Source organism: Paenibacillus kribbensis, assembly GCF_002240415.1.
Lineage (GTDB): Bacteria > Bacillota > Bacilli > Paenibacillales > Paenibacillaceae > Paenibacillus > Paenibacillus kribbensis.
Genome location: NZ_CP020028.1, coordinates 4144897 through 4162007 on the forward strand (window position 1 = coordinate 4144897; position 17111 = coordinate 4162007).

The window sequence follows — 17111 nt, forward strand, 5'->3', positions numbered from 1 at the left end:
AGCGCTTGAACCTCATCCGATATCTTCTAAATCCAGCCTTCCTTCCCTTCAAAAAAACCCCGTATCCTTATATCAGGACACAGGGGTCACGTTAGCGCAGATCATTGCGCAGGCGGCAGCTTCTTCCGCATGGACAGTCACTGCGAACACGCATCCTTTCCTCGAAGGATTATGGTGAGAGGCGGACGGGCAGGTATCCTGACTTATGGCAGATGCCGCAGCCTATGTCCTTTATATGCTTGATGGCACATAAAGCAGGGCTTTAACAGGCATTTTCCATTTACAGTGGCGGGACCGCGCCGGATTCACACCGGCTTCCCTTTTAACAGCGCGTGAAGGGAAATTCGATTACACTGCGCTGACCTCGTCTGCTGGATATTTGATGTAGTGTTAGTCAAGCCGTTCTTTTACTTGATGATTATAGGTTAAAAAGAGACTGCTTACAACCCAAACAGCCTATTTACCAGCCCTTGTCTAACGAATGAGAAAGTATATTCGCTATGAACTTGTGCGGCTCTGCCAACCTCAACTGGATGCTGAGTGCAGCTCCCGGTTCCGGGTTTAGGCTCCAAAAATCATGCCCAGGGTTCAGCATACAAGCCAACTGACGAATGACGCCGCCATGCGTGACGACCAGAACAGAGGGAGGAGCATCAGCCAAACTTATTGGCTGAGCCTCCATAGCAAAACGCCACTCATACAGAGAGTCCAGAAAATCGCGCAAACGATGCTCAAAATCTGTCCAAGACTCTCCTCCAGGAGGCGTGATGCGTTGCGGCTCATCAATCCAAGCGCGATACAATGCCACACTCTTAAGCATGTCATACGTTTTTCCATCCCATTCGCCAAAATCAAGCTCTCGCAGGCGTGGGTCCATAATAGGAGGCTTAGCCGATAGGGCACGTCCAGATTTCAATGCTGATTCCGGCAAAATGATCTGCAAGGTCTGGCGACACCGCATCAAGTCACTGCAATAAATTCGAGCAAATGACCGACCTTGAAGCCTCTCACGCATTGGCTCCAATTCCTGCTCTGCTCCCGCCAGCAAACTGATATCAGAGTGTCCCAGATATCGACGCTCTCTGTTCCACAGGGTTGTGCCGTGACGTACCAGCACAAGCTCCAGATCCCATTGCGAATCTTCATTAGCATGATACGGCTCCATATCCTGCTGCGAGTTCAGACTTTGTTCGCATACTGGTTCCCTTTTTCCTTCTATAGCTTGTTTCAAGATGGCGTCACTCCTCACTGTATCCATTCCAAGGCAAAACAGCCTGCGGCTCCTAGCAGACACAATCCTGCAAACATACTGGACACAGTGAACATTAGCCGGATCGTGTGCCGGATATCCTCCGACTCCAGCGGTCGTAGCCCCTCACCCATATATGCACGAAAGGAGCGCACGCCGTGATAGACGTTATAGCCTCCGAGTCGAATCCCCAGTGCACCGGCAACGGCCGATTCCGGGAAGCCGCTGTTCGGGCTTGGATGCAGACGAGCATCCCGCTTGACTGTACGCCAGCTTCTTGCCGCATCATGCCGAAACATCCACGCCGCTGCCACAAGCATAACCGCTGTCAGGCGTGCCGGAATGTAGTTAGCTACATCATCCAGACGTGCCGAGGCCCAGCCTAAATGCAGATACTTTTCATTTTTGTAGCCGACCATCGAATCGAGCGTATTCACGGCACGATAAGCCAGCGCCAAGGGTGCCCCCCCGATCAGGGCATAAAAAAGCGGAGAAATAATCGCGTCGACGATGTTTTCAGCGACCGTTTCGACGGTTCCGCGCACAATCTCTGGCTCATCCAGCTGCTGTGTATCCCGCCCGACAATCATCCCCAGCTCCCGACGTGCCGCAGGCAGGTCACCCACCTGCAACTGGCGGTAGACTGCCATCCCCGCATCCTTGAGTCCTTTGGAAGCGATCGTGGTTGCGATCAGAACGATTTCTGCTCCGACAGACAGCCACGGGTGAATCCAAGCAAGCAAGCGCAGCAGCCCCCAGGCGACCGCAAAAGAGCCTCCTGCCACAAGGAATGGAAGCAGTATGCCTGCGCGTTTCAACCCCCGGTCACTGCTGACCTGACGGCGAATCGCTTTTTCCAACGCTGAAATGGCATACCCCATGCCGATGACCGGATGCGGCAGCCACCTCGGGTCGCCAATCAGCCTGTCCAGAAAATAGGCCGCCATGATGATCAAGCTAATTGTCACGCCAACGCTCCTCCTCCAGCACTTCACCCAATACAGACAGGAGTATGCCGTTGGATTCCGCGTCCTTGACCGCAATCCGAAAATGGCTTGTCGTCAGCCCTGGATACATGGCACAGCTACGGATAAGAATCCCGCGTTGTCCAAGCGCCTGCTGTATAGCCGATGCACTCCACGTTCCCGGCGCCCTTGCCAGTATATAATTTGCTTCGCCGGGAATGACACCGCAGCCCCATTCCGCCAACGTGGTCAGCAGACGACCACGTTCGATTGCAATCAGCTCCTGGGTGCGCCGCTCGTAGACCTCTCCGCTTCGCAGACACGCCTCCCCAGCCAGCAACGCCAATCCGTTCACACTCCAGGTCACCTGTTTGGCCGTCATGCGCCGGATATAGTCTGGATGAGCAATCGCATAGCCTAGACGCAGACCAGGAATGGCATAAAATTTAGTCATCGACCGGATCAAAATCACATGAGGATACCGATCCAACACAGGCAGCAGTGAAATTCTCTGCTCCAGTGGGATAAAATCAATGAAGGCTTCGTCCACCACCAGCACGGTGTCCGTTTGGCCAGCCGCCTCTGCCAGCGCGCGCAGTTCCTGCTCGCCGTACTGTACACCATTTGGGTTATTCGGCTGCCCCAAAAATAGAACGTCCACCTGCTCCATGAGCTGGAGTATGTCCTCCACATCCGCCTTCCATTGCAAGGAAGCCTTGCCGTACACACGGCTAACCTCAGCCCCGAATTTGCCCGCCAGCTCTGCATATTCCGAAAAGCATGGCTCCACCGTGCCCACACGTTTGGGAGTCAGTCCGAGCAGCAATAACGCCATGCTTTCAGCCGCGCCGTTTCCGATACTCAGCGACTCGGGTGGAACTTGCAGTCGCCGTGCCAGCATATTTTTAAAATTCCGGTGTCCTGGGTCTGGATAGCGAATCACCGTATCCAACGCACTTTGCAGCACCTCCAGCACCTCGGGCGGCGGTCCAAGCGGATTAATATTGGCGCTAAAATCTACAAAATCCGCAGCTGCTCCGCCAAATGTCGCCGCAGCCGTCTCCCTGTCTCCGCCATGACCGTAAACCTCTATCATTGCCTATCATCCTTTCCGGCCGTTCCTGTTCATTTAGCTCCATTATGGGGCTGTTTTTTGCGTCCCGTCAATGCAAATGAGCTTTTGTACATCGCCCACTTGGGTTACAATAGAAGAAGGCACACATAAAATACACAGTTTGTATATACGGAGGAATGGACATGCTGTTCATCGACAACCAGGGCATACACGATCCAGCCATTAATCTTGCCATTGAGGAGTATGCGCTCAAGAATCTACCGCTGGACGACAGCTATCTGTTGTTTTACATTAATCAGCCTTCTATTATTATAGGCAAGCATCAAAACACCATTGAAGAAATCAACGCCGAGTTTGTCAGAGACAATCATATTCAGGTCGTTCGTCGCCTGTCGGGCGGCGGAGCTGTCTATCATGACCTCGGCAACTTAAACTTCAGCTTTATTACCAAGGATGACGGAGAATCCTTTCATAATTTCCTCAAATTTACGCAGCCTGTTATTGATGCCCTGCGCCAAATGGGTGTGGAAGCCGAAATGACCGGACGCAACGATCTTCAAGTCGGTGAACGCAAAATTTCAGGAAACGCCCAGTTTTCCACACGCGGACGCATGTTCAGCCACGGTACATTGATGTTTAACCTGAATCTGGACAATGTAGCCGCATCCCTAAATGCCAACCCTGAAAAATTTAAATCAAAAAGCACCAAATCCGTCCGCAGCCGTGTTGCCAACATCAGCGAGCTGATGGATCGTGAGATGACTATTGAACAATTTCGTGAGGAGCTGCTGCGCTTCATATTCGGAGCAGACCTGGATCAGGTGCCTCAATATAAGCTCACCGATGCCGATTGGGCTAAAATCCATGAAATTTCCAAAGAACGCTATCAATCCTGGGACTGGAACTACGGTCAATCCCCAGAGAGCAATATCAAGCACACCCGTAAATTTCCAGTCGGTATTATTGATATCCGCATGGACCTTAAGGAAGGCCATATCCGTGACATTAAAATCTACGGTGATTTCTTCGGTGTGGGCGACGTCGCTGATATAGAGAATACCCTGCGCGGCAAGCGCTATGATGAAGGCGAGGTTCGTCAAGCCTTGTCCTCTCTCGATTTAAAACATTATTTCGGTAATATTGAGCTGGACGATTTTGTGGGACTTGTATTTTTGGAAGACTAATAGTTACTTTTTCCCATGGTTTCAAGCCAATACTTCAGTAGTTATAAGGGGACAGGCTCTTATAGGAGTCGTCCCCTTTTCTTTGTGATATTGTCATTTTGAATATTATGAGATACAATTTGAGCATTGCCCCATGATAGAGATAAAGGAGAGAATACAGATATGTATAAATTAATTGCTATTGATATTGATGATACACTTATTAATGACCAGAAAGAAGTTACTCCGGCGACACAACAGGCCTTGGAAGCTGCTGTAGCTAAAGGTGTTGTAGTTACTCTCGCTACTGGACGAGCTTACGCCTCCGCACATAAAATTGCCCGTCAAACCGGATTGAACGTGCCGATTATTACGTACCAGGGAGCTTTGGTTAAAAACCTGCTGGATGAAAATGTGCTGTATGAGCGCTATGTTCCACTCGTAGCTGCACGCCGCCTGTATGAATTCTGCCTGGAACGCAATCTGCATTTGCAAACCTATATAGATGACAAGCTGTACACACGTGAAGATAATCAGAAAATCAAGGATTATACCGCGCTGAACAATACGGAATATTTTGTAGAGCCTGTATTCAGTAAAGTGATAGAGCAGCCGGCTCCTAAATTGCTGATCATTGACGAGCCGGAAGTGTTGGACGAACTAATTCCCGAGCTGCGCGAGCTGCTGGGCAGTGAAGTGCATATTACGAAATCCAAGCCTCATTTTCTGGAAATCATGCATCATGAAGGCACCAAGGGCCACGCTCTCGCCTTCCTTGCAAACCATTTTGGCTGTGATCTGTCGGAAACGATTGCCATCGGTGATTCATGGAACGACCATGAAATGCTTGAATGTGCCGGTCTCGGCATAGCTATGGAGAACGCCATTCCTGAATTGAAGAAGCTGGCTGATTACATCACTACCAGCAATAACGAAGACGGCGTCAAGCACGCCATCGACAAATTCGTACTGAATGTTGAATGATTTTAAGCTGAAAACCTCCAAGCGTCGCATGGGATTGACTCCATGAACATGCGGCAGCTTTGGAGGTTTTTGTGTTTGTGTTTGTGTCTATAATGCGATGCCTGAATGTAAATGACTCATATTTTCAGGGAGCCGTACGCAGCTTTCGTCTGCTCACCAGACGGATGATGCCATTGTTCATGCACATCAACCCGATCACAATGAGCAGTACCCCTGCCAGCATCCACCAGCTTACGTGCTCTCCATATAAAAAAGCCCCCAGGCCTACAGCAATCGGTGGTGAAATATAGAGCCAGGTCGTCGGAAACAGTGGATTCGTACGCTCCATGAGCCAGTAGAACAGTGTATGTGCAATCATCGAACCAAACAGGATCAGATAAAATAACGACCCCATGGCAGGAAGGTACTGCCATTCCCCAGAGCTCCACGGTTCCGTGATCGCAGACAGTACTAGCAGCATCCATCCTCCATGAATCATTTGCACCGCATTCAGAACAATCGGGTTTGTTTCACGAAATACATCCATCACCCGCTTGGAATAAAGAGCTCCCCCGGAATAACACAGCTCCCCCAGCAAAATGATAAGGCATCCCGCCAGCCACAGGCCGCTGATCTGAACTGCCAATCCGGGCAGCACAACTAGTGCCACACCAAGAAAGCTGATCATGCAGCCAATGACCGTAATCCGTGACGTTTTTTGCCGTAGCAGCATCGATTGCATAATCACGATCATCATCGGTCCGGTAGCTGACAAAATGGCTCCGATCCCCGAGCTGACATATTGCTCTGCCCAATACAAGGCCGAAAAGGTACCGAAGGTCGTTCCTGCTCCAATCCATACCATTTCCTTACGCCATAATAACGACCATCGCACCTTTCCGGTTAGCCTCATCGCAATAAACAAGATCGCTCCTGCCGCGAAAAAACGAATACCTGCCGATAGAAATGGCGGAAGTCCGGCTTCCACTCCCACTTTTATAGCCAAAAATGTTGTGCCAAAAATAAGACACATAACTGTAAAGGCGATACCAATCATGACACTTCCCTCTCCCTTCTGTTACTCACAAGCATACAAGGAGACAGACAGAACAGATGTGTAACCACAGAACAGTTGTATGCAATATTGAAGTGATGTATAGTACAATACACACAAAGGAGCGTGGACAGCATGGGCAAGAATAACAGCGAATTACTGTTTTCAACAGAGCGTGTTTCAACAGAGCACGTTTCGACCGATCAGTCCTTAAAGCTGTATGAGCAGGTCATTCATTATGTAATTGTGCGGATTGATCGCGGGGACTGGCCAGCAGACGTTAAATTGCCTTCTGTACGAAGCTTGGCTCAGGAATTGGGTGTGCATCGGTTAACCGTCTTCCGGGCATATCAGGAGTTAAAGCAGCAGGGGCGTATCTATGTAAAGGATAAATCAGGGTATTACGCTCATGCTTCCCATGCAACCGGACTAAAAAAGTTTGCTGCCTACTCTGAATGTTCATCCATACAACGAGGCTTGTACTCGGAATCTGCCCACGCGGCTGATGATCCGTCTGTTTCCGCCTGGAGGGGGATGGATGGACTTACCCGTGTTCAGTCCGTCAACGCCGATTTCCAATTTTCCAAAGCGCTAATAGACCCGTCTCTCCTGCCCAACCGCTATTGGGGAGAATTAATGGTGCAGGTTTTTGAAAAGCATCCGAAAGTGGCCGCTACCTATTCTTCTGTACAAGGGGATGCTGAGCTTCGTGCTGCCATGGCCCAGCATTTTAGCGCGGATAAGCATTTTGCTTTATCAACGGACGAAGTGCTGATTACCTCCGGCGCACAGCAAGCCATCGATTTGATTTCCCGATCTCTGATCCGTACAGGGGACCGTGTATTAATCGAACGTCCTGCCTATGGCCCTGCCATGGAAATATTCCGTAGACAAGGCGCGCGGCTGACGATGACGGATATTCGACCGGAAGGTTATGATATGGACCAGATTGAATGGTGCATGAAAACAGAAAAACCACGTCTCTTTTATATGAATCCGACATTCCACAATCCGACCGGTTTTACGGTACCCGATGAGCAGCGCAAACAGCTGCCCGAACTGGCCGAGCGCTACGGCTGCCTCATTGTCGAGGATGACAGCACCTATGACATCAGCTTTGGGCAAAAGCCGCCTTCTCCAATATTCGCCTATGATATCTCGGGAAGCGTCGTCTACATTCGCAGCTACAGTAAATATGTCGCACCCGGTCTGCGAATCGCAGCCGTGGCCTGTCGGCGTCAGCTCATGCATAGCCTGCTAAGCGTCAAAGCGTTGGTGGACAACGGATCGCCGCTGCTGAATCAAAAGCTGTTTTTACAATACTTTCAATCTCCACGTATGCAGCAGCATATTAAAAAGCTATGTATTGCGCTCCAGATTCGTAAGGAAACGATGGAAGACTGTCTCCGCGATTCCGGCTGGACATGGACCAGCCCATCAGGAGGACTCAGCCTGTGGCTCCAGTTGCCTTCTGAGCTGAAACCCAATGAACTGCTTGCCAAAAGCATACAGGAGTCCATTTCCTTTGTACCAGGGAATGTATTTGATCCCGTTGGCGCAGAGGGTAAAACGCATATACGGCTGTCCTATTCATACGCCAACGAGCTGCAAATCCAAGAAGGTATCTCCAGACTTCTTCGCATCAGCCAGTCGATGTAATGGATATCGCTATTCTAGCGGCAGGCTCATGCCGGTCTGTGCCAAGCGAATCCCTTCCGGAAGCCCGTAGTTGCGTGTGACATCCACATCATGGGACATATGTGTGAATACCGTACGATCAGGCTCAAGCCTTCCTACAAGCTCCTGCGCCTCCAGCATGTCATATACCGAGCGGGTCGAATACTCGGCCTCCTCATGATAAAAGCTCGTTCCCAGCACGAGTAAATTCAGATTATGCAAGGGCAGGATTTCTGCCTCATTCAATCCAATCGAATCTGAACAATAGGCCCACGAGAAGCCGTCCTTTTCCAGTCGATAAGCGTAAGCGTATCCGTTCTTGCCGTGATTCACACGCCAGCCTCGAATATTCCACCCGGCAAGCTGGGCTCCCTGATCGACTGGGATGAGATCCAGATGTCCAGATAGCCAGGAAAATTGACGCAGAATCGTGTCAATCACTTCCTGTGGAGCGTACAAGCGGCCTCTATTGCCAGTCCAGCGACAGGCATCCGCCCACTCCGGCAATCCTCCAATATGATCAAAATGGGCATGTGTAACGAGGATCGTACGGATGAAGCGGAGACCCCGCAATTCCAGCTGTCTGCGCCAGTCCGGGCCACAATCAATCATAAAGTCCTCCGTATCGCTTTCGATCAGGACAGACGATCTCAGCCTTACATTCGCCCCCGTCGAGCGGGCCTCTGTGCATACGGGACAATCACAATATACACGCGGAACACCCATCGCATCCCCCGTGCCAAGAAAAATAAGCCGATTCATGAATTATACTCCTATCTATCTGAATGGTTATATTACTATTATAGCGAATATACCAATTCTGCGTAAATCGTCTGCGTAAATCCTTCCATCTCCAACGCCAAAAGGAGCATGCCCCAAGCCGTGAAATCAGGCCGGACATCCCCTCATGCGTGATTGCTATACTTGTGAACTTTTAAATCACTATAGGCATTGGATCTTTCTTCAGGCGATTTTCCACCATCCAGCTCGACTGGTCATTATACAGATAGGCCCGATGTACCAGCACTCGCACCTGCTGACCGGGCTCCAGTGTAGACTTTTCCAGCGAACGGTACGTCATAAGCCGCTGATCGCCGACCTGCACTTCAACCATCCATTCACTTCCCCGAAAATGCAAATGCTTCACGATGCCTTCCTCGGTCGCTGACAGAAGCGCAAACTCTTCACTAGGCCCGACATCAATATACTCCGGCCGGATCAAGGCACGCACGCCTGCTCCAGCAGCTTCCTCGAAGCCTTTAAGACTGGATGCCTGTTCGATCACTGTCGATTCACCAATAAAAGAAGCAACGAACGGCGTACCCGGTTTTTTATAAATATCCCAAGGCGTTCCCTTCTGCTCCAGCCGCCCTTGATTAATGACCATAATTTCATCTGCTACCTCAATCGCCTCATCCTGATCATGAGTGACGAAAATGGAGGTAATGCCCACCCGTTCAATCAACTCACGCAGCCAGCTTCGCAGCTCCTGACGGATCTTGGCGTCAATAGCTGCAAAAGGCTCATCCAGCAACAGCAACTGAGGCTCCGGCGCCAGAGCACGCGCAAAAGCAACCCGCTGCCGCTGCCCGCCTGACAACTGGTGCGGATAACGATGCTCGAAGCCTTTGAGCCCGGTCAGCTCGACCAGTTCTGTGACTCGCTCCTTGATATGGGTTTTGGAGCTTTTTTTCACTTTTAGACCAAAGGCAATGTTGTCATACACGCTCATGTGCTTAAACAAAGCATAGTTTTGAAAGACAAAGCCGATTCCGCGCTCCTGCGGGGCCAGATCGTTCACTCTTTTCCCGTGAAAATGGATCTCCCCGGCATCTGGCTGCTCCAGCCCCGCCAAAATGCGTAGAATGGAGGTTTTGCCGCCACCACTCGGACCGAGTAAACCAATTAAATGGCCTGTCTGAATATCAAAAGATACGTCCTTTACCGCATGAAAATTGCCGAAATGCTTGTTCAATCCCCTTACTTCCACATGCATATCCGTACACTTCCTTTCCGCTTCTGAACCTGTTTTAGGAACAGCAGCAGCCTTGCTTTTCGCAAAGCGCGTACCTCATTTAAATTCATTCAATTATTCCAATGTCTATACTATGTTTTTCTTATGTGATACTTTATCAAAGGAAAGCTTTTGTCGTCAACTCTATATATTAGGTTGAGTGTTAAAAGGGCTGACAGGCCATAAAAAAAGACGATGATGTTCTCCTCCTGGATTCATCATCGTCTGTTAAATTCTTAGTCGCTTTCGCAAAGTAACGTAATGATTAGTCACCGTCTTGAAGCACGTATACCCAAATAAGCGCCCTACAAGTACATAGCCAAGGCATGTGAATGCAGGTGCGCTCATAGGTTTCTGCACAACAGCTTTACATGTGATAAAGCAGCGGGTCTGATCTCTTCAAAGGTTAAACCATCCTGGATATAAAATGACACAAAGCCGTGCATGGATAAAAACAGGCTTTTCGGCACCCATGAGCACGCTGCCTCCGAATGCCCCTGATCATTCAATTCCTGACGGATCATGGACGCAAACAATTCCACACAACGATTTTGCTCTGTGCGACAATATGCAAGCAATTCTTCATCGTGCATCATAAACATAATTTCGTACTGATAAGGATTTTCCAAGCCAAAACGGATGAATTCCAGCATCAGGTACTCCAGTCTGCTCAAGCCGCCCTCAGGCGTACCTGTTGCTGATTGCAGCAAAATTCCGCGCAATGTATTAAAATCCTCAATTACAATGGCGTAGAACAGTTCAGCCTTCTCTTTAAAATGATAATATAACGAACCATGACTGTAACCCAGATGCTGGCCAATGCTGCGCATTGAAATCGCACGGTAGCCCTTGGTAATAAACAAGTGCCTGGCCGCTTCCAGAATCCGCCCTCTTGACAACTCCTGTTCCACTGCTCTTCTAGCCATATTATTTATTCCCCTTCAATAAAGTAAAGCTGCTCTCCCTCCGACACAAGTGATTGCCCCTGTGTCAAGTCTGTTATCCAGTTGCTGAAGGATTCAGCATCACCAGCCAGCGGCAGACAGGTTAACGTAACTTTATCCGTAAATATGGTTTCTCCAGTACGGATGCTGCGATTCCGTAATTCATTTTCAACTTTACCCAACCAAGTATAATCCAATTCCACAAAAATTTCACGATGCAGCACACGCGTAATCGCATCGCCTGCCTCGATGGCTGCAACAGCACCGTCTGAGTAGGCACGAATCAGACCGCCTGCTCCCAGCATAATACCACCAAAGTAACGGGTAACGACAATCGCCACATTTTTCAGCTTCTGATTACGGATCACCTCCAAAATGGGCTTCCCAGCCGTGCCACTCGGTTCTCCATCATCCGATTGCTTCTGGATTTCGTCTCTTTCACCAATCATGTAAGCTGAACAATTGTGGGTTGCATTCCAGTGCTCTTTTTTGATGCGTTCTATGAAAGCCGTGGCTTCTTCCTCGGTTTGAACAGGCTGAATATGGCCGATAAAACGGGATTTACGGATCACAATCTCCTTGCTGCCGGAACCGCGTACGGTTCGGTATTGTTCCAACATATTACGTATACCCTTCCTTACTTCATTTTACAAGAAAGCAGTCCCCCGCTTCTGGCAGCCGGCGAACTGCTTTCCTGTACTTTATCTGAGGCTACAACCTATGATACTCTGCCTGAAACCCTACTTCGGATCAGAGATTCCAGTTTCCTTATTCGGACAATCTCGCTTCAAGCTCAGCTTTTTGTTTTTCGAAGCCCGGCTTGCCGAGCAGCGCAAACATATTCTTCTTGTACGCTTCTACGCCCGGTTGATCGAACGGATTTACGCCCAGCAAGTAGCCGCTGATGCCGCAAGCTTTTTCGAAGAAATAAGCCAGATACCCGAAGGAGTAAGGGCTCAGATCAGGAATATTTACAATCAGGTTTGGCACTTGTCCGTCTGTGTGAGCCAGCAACGTACCCTGGAATGCTTTTTTGTTTACAAAATCCACAGTTTTGCCTGCCAGGAAGTTGAGTCCGTCCAGATCATCCTGATCCGCCTCAATAGTGATGTGACTAGGCACATTTTCTACCTGGATAACTGTTTCGAAAATGTTGCGGCTGCCTTCCTGAATGAATTGTCCCATGGAGTGCAGGTCTGTCGAGAAATCCACGGATGCAGGATAGATGCCTTTATAATCCTTGCCTTCGCTTTCGCCGTACAGCTGTTTCCACCACTCGGATACGAAATGCAGGGAAGGCTCATAGTTTACGAGAATTTCAATGGCTTTGCCTTTACGGTACAAAGCGTTGCGAACGGCTGCATATTGATAAGCCTCGTTCTCAGCTACGTTCGGGTTGCTGTACTCTTTGGATGCGTCTGCCGCTCCTTGCATCATTTCCTCAATGTTAATGCCAGCTGTAGCAATCGGCAGCAAGCCTACTGCTGTCAGTACAGAGTAACGGCCACCTACATCATCAGGAATAATGAAGGACTCATAGCCTTCTTCGTTAGCGAGTTTTTTCAGAGCGCCGCGTTCTTTATCTGTTGTTGCGTAGATACGTTTGCGCGCTTCTTCTTTACCGTATTTTTTCTCCAGAGCCGCACGGAATACGCGGAAAGCGATAGCTGGCTCAGTAGTCGTACCTGATTTGGAAATAACATTGACGGAGAAGTCTTTTCCTTCAATCAGTTCCAACAGATGATTCATATATGTAGAGCTGATGTTGTTGCCTGCGAAAAAGATAGCCGGACCTTTGCGTTGGTCTTTGGACAATGCATTGTAGAAAGAATGCGACAGCATCTCAATTGCAGCACGTGCTCCAAGGTAAGAACCACCGATACCGATGACGATCAGTACTTCGGAATCGCTTTGGATTTTAGCTGCAGCCTTTTGGATACGCGCGAATTCTTCTTTATCATAATTGGTAGGCAGGTCAATCCAGCCCAGGAAATCGGAGCCTACACCTGTTTGGTTGTGCAGTTGCTCATGAGCCAGCTTGATGGGCTCTGCAAAATAATCAATTTCGTGCTGACCTACGAAGGAGAGTGCTTTAGTGTAATCAAAAATAACTTTTTTAGACATGTTTGGAACCTCCTGTTTGGTATTACTAAGACCATGAATACGAACATAAGGACTTAGGAATAGGATACTTTAATTTGCAGGGCCTGACAAGCTTGCGTTACCTGTATGTCGAGTGCCTTGACAGGCCCATGTGGTAGATAGGGTGGCATGACAGTGCTACAATAAACTAAGATCAACCTGTTAAACATTCATTTCAAGCCGAATTCGCTCTTATCGGACGCTATCCTCCAACAAGAAAGGTGATTAGCAATGAAAAACATCGGATTTATCGGACTGGGCACCATGGGCGCCCCGATGGCATCCAATCTGCTGAAGCAGGGATTTGGAGTCACGGTTTATAACCGTACGGCTTCACGCTGCGAGCCACTGGCAGAACAGGGTGCCCGTACAGCTTCAACGCCTCGTGAGGCGGCTGAAGGTCAGCAGCTGGTCATTACCATGGTCAGTGATGATCACTCGATTCGTGACATCTATTACGGCGAGGACGGCGTATTTGCCGGTCTTGCGTCTGGCGTAACCGTGATGGACAACAGCACGATTTCACCTGAGCTGGTCAAACAGCTGGCCGCTGAAGCGGACAAGCTGGGCTGCTCCTTCATTGATGCTCCCGTCACAGGCAGCAAGCCTGCCGCTGTTGACGGAACGCTCGTGTTCATGGTCGGCGGTGACGCGGAAGCCATCGCGGCACAGTCAGACGTTTTTGACACCTTGGGCAAAAAGGTACTTCATATGGGGCCTAACGGCAGCGGAGCTATAGCCAAGCTCGCTCATAATACGATGGTCGGCATTAACAACCTCGCTCTGGCTGAGGGCTTCGCTATCGCCGCCAAATCCGGCATTCCGGCAGACAGCTTCCTTGAGCTGGTTCAGCTCGGATCGGCAGGCAGCAAGGCTGCGGAACTGAAAGGACGCAAAATCATCGAGCATGATTTTAGCAACCAGTTCTCACTTGCCTTGATGCTCAAGGACTTGAAGCTTGCTTCCTCGCTGACCGATAGCCTGTCCATTCCGACACCTATGCTGGCCATTGCCAAAAGCCTGTTTCAAGCCGGGCAAACGCAAGGCTACGGTGACGAGGACTTGTCTGCTGTCGTGAAGACATATGAAGCATGGATTGGCCGCACCATTGGTGGCAAGCCTCTCGAATAAGCTTTCCTTTTCTTTGCAGTTATACGCTAGCTTAAAGGGTAAGCACACTTGGCTTGAAGTCGCGTGTGCTTACCCTTTTTAGCTGGTTATTCCGGGTAAGAGCAGCAATAATCAGTCACACTTCGTACTTCCAGTTTGAACGAAGACTGCGCAGGTACGTGGAATGTTGCCGTTCCCTGTATTTCCAGCCATTCTTCAGTGCCTGGAAGCAATACTTTCAGATCCCCTGCCAAAATCTCCATAATCTCACGGGAATCCGTGCCGAATTCGTATGTTCCCGGCAGCATAATCCCCAGTGTAACCTTACTGCCGTCACTCAGAATGACTGTACGGCTAGTGACCTGGCCGTCATAATATATATTTGCTTTTTTAACTACGCTGACTCCATCAAACTGTGACATTTTTTATCCCCTCATCTGCTTATCAATGGTTGAATGAACATTGTGCATCATAGCATAGATTTAATTCCAGCTTCAGTATGAAAATACACACTGCATCGGCGTATCCTGTACGCTGGATTTTAAAATTGTCTTGCAAAATCCCGGTTGTATGAAACAAACAGCCGTAAGACCTATCTCAGGTTACGACTGTTTGCTTTATATATTGTTTTATTTCAACAAAGCTTTCACACGGTCAACCACATTCTCTACCGTAAAGCCATATTCCTTAATAACGCGGTCGCCAGGGGCAGATGCGCCAAATGTGCTGATACCGAGAATATCGCCTTGATCGCCGACATATTTTTCCCAGCCCATCGGGTGCGCCATTTCTACAGCCAGACGTGCTTTCACCTCAGGCAGCAGAACGGAATCTTTATATGCTTTGTCTTGTTTTTCAAACAGATCCCAGCTTGGGAAGCTGATAACACGTACTTGGATACCTTGCTCCGCCAGTGCTTCCTGTGCTTTAACAGCCAGTTGTACTTCGGAACCTGTAGCCAGAATTTGAGCAACCGGCTTACCGTCCTTCGCATCTGCAACGACATAAGCACCGCGTTTGATACCTTCACGTGCATGCTCAGCAGTAGCAGCCAGGATTGGCAGGTTTTGACGAGTCAACACCAGAGCAACTGGGTTTTTCTTGTTTTCTAGCGTGTAAGCCCAAGCAGCAGAAGTTTCATTGCCGTCTGCCGGACGAATGACCGTCAGATTCGGGATAATGCGCAGGGAAGCCAATTGTTCGATCGGCTCATGGGTAGGGCCATCTTCACCCACAGCAATACTGTCGTGAGTCAGAACATAGGTTACAGGCAATCCCATCAGAGCCGCCAGACGAACAGCCGGACGCAGATAATCCGTAAATACAAAGAATGTACCACCGAATACTTTTACGCCTTGATGCAGCGCCATACCGTTCATTGCAGCAGCCATACCAAACTCACGGATACCGAAATAGATATTGCGGCCGGCATAGTCTTCTGGCGTAAAGTTCGTCAGATTGTTCAAGTGTGTCATCGTGGAGCTTTCCAGATCGGCAGATCCGCCTGTCAGAAATGGTACGTTTGGCGCCAGTCCGTTCAATGCATTACCAGAAGCTACACGAGTGGAAACGGCTTTGTCTCCAGTCGAGTATTTCGGAAGATCACGGTCCCATCCTTCTGGAAGTTCGCCATTAACAGCTGTTTCGAACTGGGCTGCCAAATCAGGGTGAGCCGCTTTGTATTTCGCGAATTGTTCATCCCATGCTTTGTTCGCCGCGATACCGCGTGCTTTTACTTTAGCAAAATGCTCGCGAACCTCTTGCGGTACATGGAAATCCTCTTCGTATACCCATTTGTAAAATTCTTTAGTCAGCTTGGCTTCTTCTGCACCCAGCGGGGAGCCGTGAGTACCGCCATGTCCACCTTTACCTTGTTTGTTCGGGCTTCCGTAGCCGATAACTGTTTTCACTTCAATCAACGTAGGACGTGTGGAGTCCCCTTGCGCTTCTTCAATCGCTTTTTGGATCGCTGGAAGGTCGTTTCCATCCTCTACGCGCAGCACTTGCCAGTTGTAAGCTTCAAAGCGTTTGGCAACACTCTCGGAAGAAGACAGGTTCAGTTTGCCGTCCAGTGTAATATCATTGGAATCAAACAATACGATCAGCTTGCCCAATTGCAGACGTCCAGCCAGCGAAGCAGCCTCGTGGGAAATACCTTCCATCAGATCGCCATCGCCACAAATCGCATACGTGAAGTGATCCACAACTTTAAATTCGTCTTTATTGTATGTTGCAGCCAGTTGAGCTTCAGCCATTGCCATACCTACGGACATGGCCAAGCCTTGTCCCAGAGGTCCTGTCGTAGCATCTACACCAGCGGTGTGTCCAAATTCAGGGTGACCTGGTGTAAGACTGCCCCATTGACGGAATTGCTTCAGTTCTTCCATAGGCAGATCATAGCCGCTCAGGTGCAGCAAGCTGTACAGCAGCATGGAGCCGTGTCCTGCGGACAATACAAACCGGTCACGGTTAACCCATGTAGGATGGTCCGGATTATGATTCATGGTTTTAGCAAAAAGTTGGTAGCCCATTGGTGCGGAGCCCATTGGCATACCCGGATGTCCCGAGTTTGCTTTCTCGATGGCATCAATTGCCAACGTACGAATAGTTGTGATGGACAAATTGTCGATCGTGGAGTTTTCATCCTTTTGAATCGCTTGATTCTGGTCAGTCATGGTTTGCCTCCTCATATTGTTAAAAAGTATGTCAATTGCTTTCGGTCATGCTCTCCAATACCAGCGTTCATTATGTAAAC

15 protein-coding genes and 1 riboswitch are annotated in these 17111 nt (G+C 49.3%); of the genes, 4 read left to right on the top strand and 11 right to left on the bottom strand.

Translation table 11 applies throughout. The features are described 5' to 3' along the window. Positions 1-172 precede the first annotated feature (172 nt). Positions 173-382: riboswitch (cobalamin riboswitch) on the bottom strand. A 78-nt stretch (positions 383-460) separates the two neighbouring features. From B4V02_RS18435 to cobD, 3 genes are read right to left on the bottom strand one after another with little or no spacing between them, the layout of a single operon-like run. Further along, positions 461-1231, bottom strand: a complete 771-nt coding sequence (locus B4V02_RS18435; protein ID WP_094155885.1) for a histidine phosphatase family protein — start codon at positions 1229-1231, stop codon at positions 461-463. 14 nt (positions 1232-1245) lie between these two features. Then, complete coding sequence (gene cbiB, locus B4V02_RS18440; RefSeq protein WP_094155886.1) at positions 1246-2217, bottom strand: adenosylcobinamide-phosphate synthase CbiB; 972 nt, start codon at positions 2215-2217, stop codon at positions 1246-1248. Then, on the bottom strand, positions 2207-3310 hold the full coding sequence (gene cobD, locus B4V02_RS18445; RefSeq protein WP_094155887.1) for a threonine-phosphate decarboxylase CobD: 1104 nt from the start codon (positions 3308-3310) through the stop codon (positions 2207-2209). The genes cbiB and cobD overlap by 11 nt, the downstream gene beginning before the upstream one ends. 161 nt (positions 3311-3471) lie before the next feature. Between cobD and lplA the strand changes: the two genes are divergently transcribed. Then, positions 3472-4473: a lipoate--protein ligase gene (lplA, locus tag B4V02_RS18450; RefSeq protein ID WP_094155888.1), complete on the top strand. Its 1002-nt coding sequence runs from the start codon at positions 3472-3474 to the stop codon at positions 4471-4473. A 162-nt stretch (positions 4474-4635) separates the two neighbouring features. Continuing rightward, positions 4636-5436: a Cof-type HAD-IIB family hydrolase gene (locus tag B4V02_RS18455; RefSeq protein ID WP_010349389.1), complete on the top strand. Its 801-nt coding sequence runs from the start codon at positions 4636-4638 to the stop codon at positions 5434-5436. A 124-nt stretch (positions 5437-5560) separates the two neighbouring features. On the opposite strand, the gene B4V02_RS18460 is transcribed toward B4V02_RS18455, so the two are convergent. Further along, entirely contained in the window at positions 5561-6472 is a 912-nt protein-coding gene (locus B4V02_RS18460; protein WP_094155889.1) for a DMT family transporter, read from the bottom strand. Positions 6473-6604: 132 nt separating this feature from the next. Between B4V02_RS18460 and B4V02_RS18465 the strand changes: the two genes are divergently transcribed. After that, positions 6605-8128: an aminotransferase-like domain-containing protein gene (locus tag B4V02_RS18465; protein WP_094155890.1), complete on the top strand. Its 1524-nt coding sequence runs from the start codon at positions 6605-6607 to the stop codon at positions 8126-8128. Positions 8129-8137: 9 nt separating this feature from the next. Here the strand turns inward: B4V02_RS18465 and B4V02_RS18470 are convergent, their stop codons facing one another. The 5 genes from B4V02_RS18470 to B4V02_RS18490 all read right to left on the bottom strand — a co-directional run bounded on the left by B4V02_RS18470 (position 8138) and on the right by B4V02_RS18490 (position 13228). Then, positions 8138-8908: an MBL fold metallo-hydrolase gene (locus tag B4V02_RS18470; protein ID WP_094155891.1), complete on the bottom strand. Its 771-nt coding sequence runs from the start codon at positions 8906-8908 to the stop codon at positions 8138-8140. Positions 8909-9080: 172 nt separating this feature from the next. Further along, complete coding sequence (locus B4V02_RS18475; RefSeq protein WP_007429387.1) at positions 9081-10142, bottom strand: sulfate/molybdate ABC transporter ATP-binding protein; 1062 nt, start codon at positions 10140-10142, stop codon at positions 9081-9083. Positions 10143-10504: 362 nt separating this feature from the next. Then, entirely contained in the window at positions 10505-11086 is a 582-nt protein-coding gene (locus tag B4V02_RS18480) for a TetR/AcrR family transcriptional regulator (protein ID WP_094155892.1), read from the bottom strand. A 5-nt stretch (positions 11087-11091) separates the two neighbouring features. Continuing rightward, the gene (locus tag B4V02_RS18485; RefSeq protein ID WP_007429385.1) at positions 11092-11724 is read right to left on the bottom strand and encodes a YigZ family protein; all 633 of its coding nucleotides are present in this window, start codon (positions 11722-11724) and stop codon (positions 11092-11094) included. A gap of 148 nt (positions 11725-11872) precedes the next feature. Further along, positions 11873-13228, bottom strand: coding sequence for a glucose-6-phosphate isomerase (locus tag B4V02_RS18490; RefSeq protein ID WP_010349396.1), 1356 nt, complete (start codon positions 13226-13228; stop codon positions 11873-11875). 249 nt (positions 13229-13477) lie between these two features. On the opposite strand from B4V02_RS18490, the gene B4V02_RS18495 reads away from it, so the two are divergent. Then, a complete protein-coding gene (locus B4V02_RS18495; protein ID WP_094155893.1) occupies positions 13478-14377 on the top strand; it encodes an NAD(P)-dependent oxidoreductase in 900 nt (299 codons plus the stop codon). Positions 14378-14463: 86 nt separating this feature from the next. On the opposite strand, the gene ppnP is transcribed toward B4V02_RS18495, so the two are convergent. Together ppnP and tkt are read right to left on the bottom strand one after the other, a co-directional pair. Continuing rightward, on the bottom strand, positions 14464-14778 hold the full coding sequence (gene ppnP / locus B4V02_RS18500) for a pyrimidine/purine nucleoside phosphorylase (protein ID WP_094155894.1): 315 nt from the start codon (positions 14776-14778) through the stop codon (positions 14464-14466). A gap of 207 nt (positions 14779-14985) precedes the next feature. Beyond that, complete coding sequence (tkt, locus tag B4V02_RS18505; RefSeq protein ID WP_094155895.1) at positions 14986-17031, bottom strand: transketolase; 2046 nt, start codon at positions 17029-17031, stop codon at positions 14986-14988. Between the last annotated feature and the right edge of the window lie 80 nt (positions 17032-17111).

Excerpts from the sequence above, each read along its gene's own strand:
- lplA (WP_094155888.1), top strand. The coding sequence starts at position 3,472 with ATGCTGTTCATCGACAACCAGGGCATACACGATCCAGCCATTAATCTT.
- B4V02_RS18455 (WP_010349389.1), top strand. The coding sequence starts at position 4,636 with ATGTATAAATTAATTGCTATTGATATTGATGATACACTTATTAATGAC.
- B4V02_RS18475 (WP_007429387.1), bottom strand. The coding sequence starts at position 10,142 with ATGCATGTGGAAGTAAGGGGATTGAACAAGCATTTCGGCAATTTTCAT.
- B4V02_RS18495 (WP_094155893.1), top strand. The coding sequence starts at position 13,478 with ATGAAAAACATCGGATTTATCGGACTGGGCACCATGGGCGCCCCGATG.
- B4V02_RS18490 (WP_010349396.1), bottom strand. The coding sequence starts at position 13,228 with ATGTCTAAAAAAGTTATTTTTGATTACACTAAAGCACTCTCCTTCGTA.
- B4V02_RS18470 (WP_094155891.1), bottom strand. The coding sequence starts at position 8,908 with ATGAATCGGCTTATTTTTCTTGGCACGGGGGATGCGATGGGTGTTCCG.
- tkt (WP_094155895.1), bottom strand. The coding sequence starts at position 17,031 with ATGACTGACCAGAATCAAGCGATTCAAAAGGATGAAAACTCCACGATC.
- B4V02_RS18480 (WP_094155892.1), bottom strand. The coding sequence starts at position 11,086 with ATGGCTAGAAGAGCAGTGGAACAGGAGTTGTCAAGAGGGCGGATTCTG.
- ppnP (WP_094155894.1), bottom strand. The coding sequence starts at position 14,778 with ATGTCACAGTTTGATGGAGTCAGCGTAGTTAAAAAAGCAAATATATAT.
- cobD (WP_094155887.1), bottom strand. The coding sequence starts at position 3,310 with ATGATAGAGGTTTACGGTCATGGCGGAGACAGGGAGACGGCTGCGGCG.
- B4V02_RS18485 (WP_007429385.1), bottom strand. The coding sequence starts at position 11,724 with ATGTTGGAACAATACCGAACCGTACGCGGTTCCGGCAGCAAGGAGATT.
- B4V02_RS18460 (WP_094155889.1), bottom strand. The coding sequence starts at position 6,472 with ATGATTGGTATCGCCTTTACAGTTATGTGTCTTATTTTTGGCACAACA.
- B4V02_RS18465 (WP_094155890.1), top strand. The coding sequence starts at position 6,605 with ATGGGCAAGAATAACAGCGAATTACTGTTTTCAACAGAGCGTGTTTCA.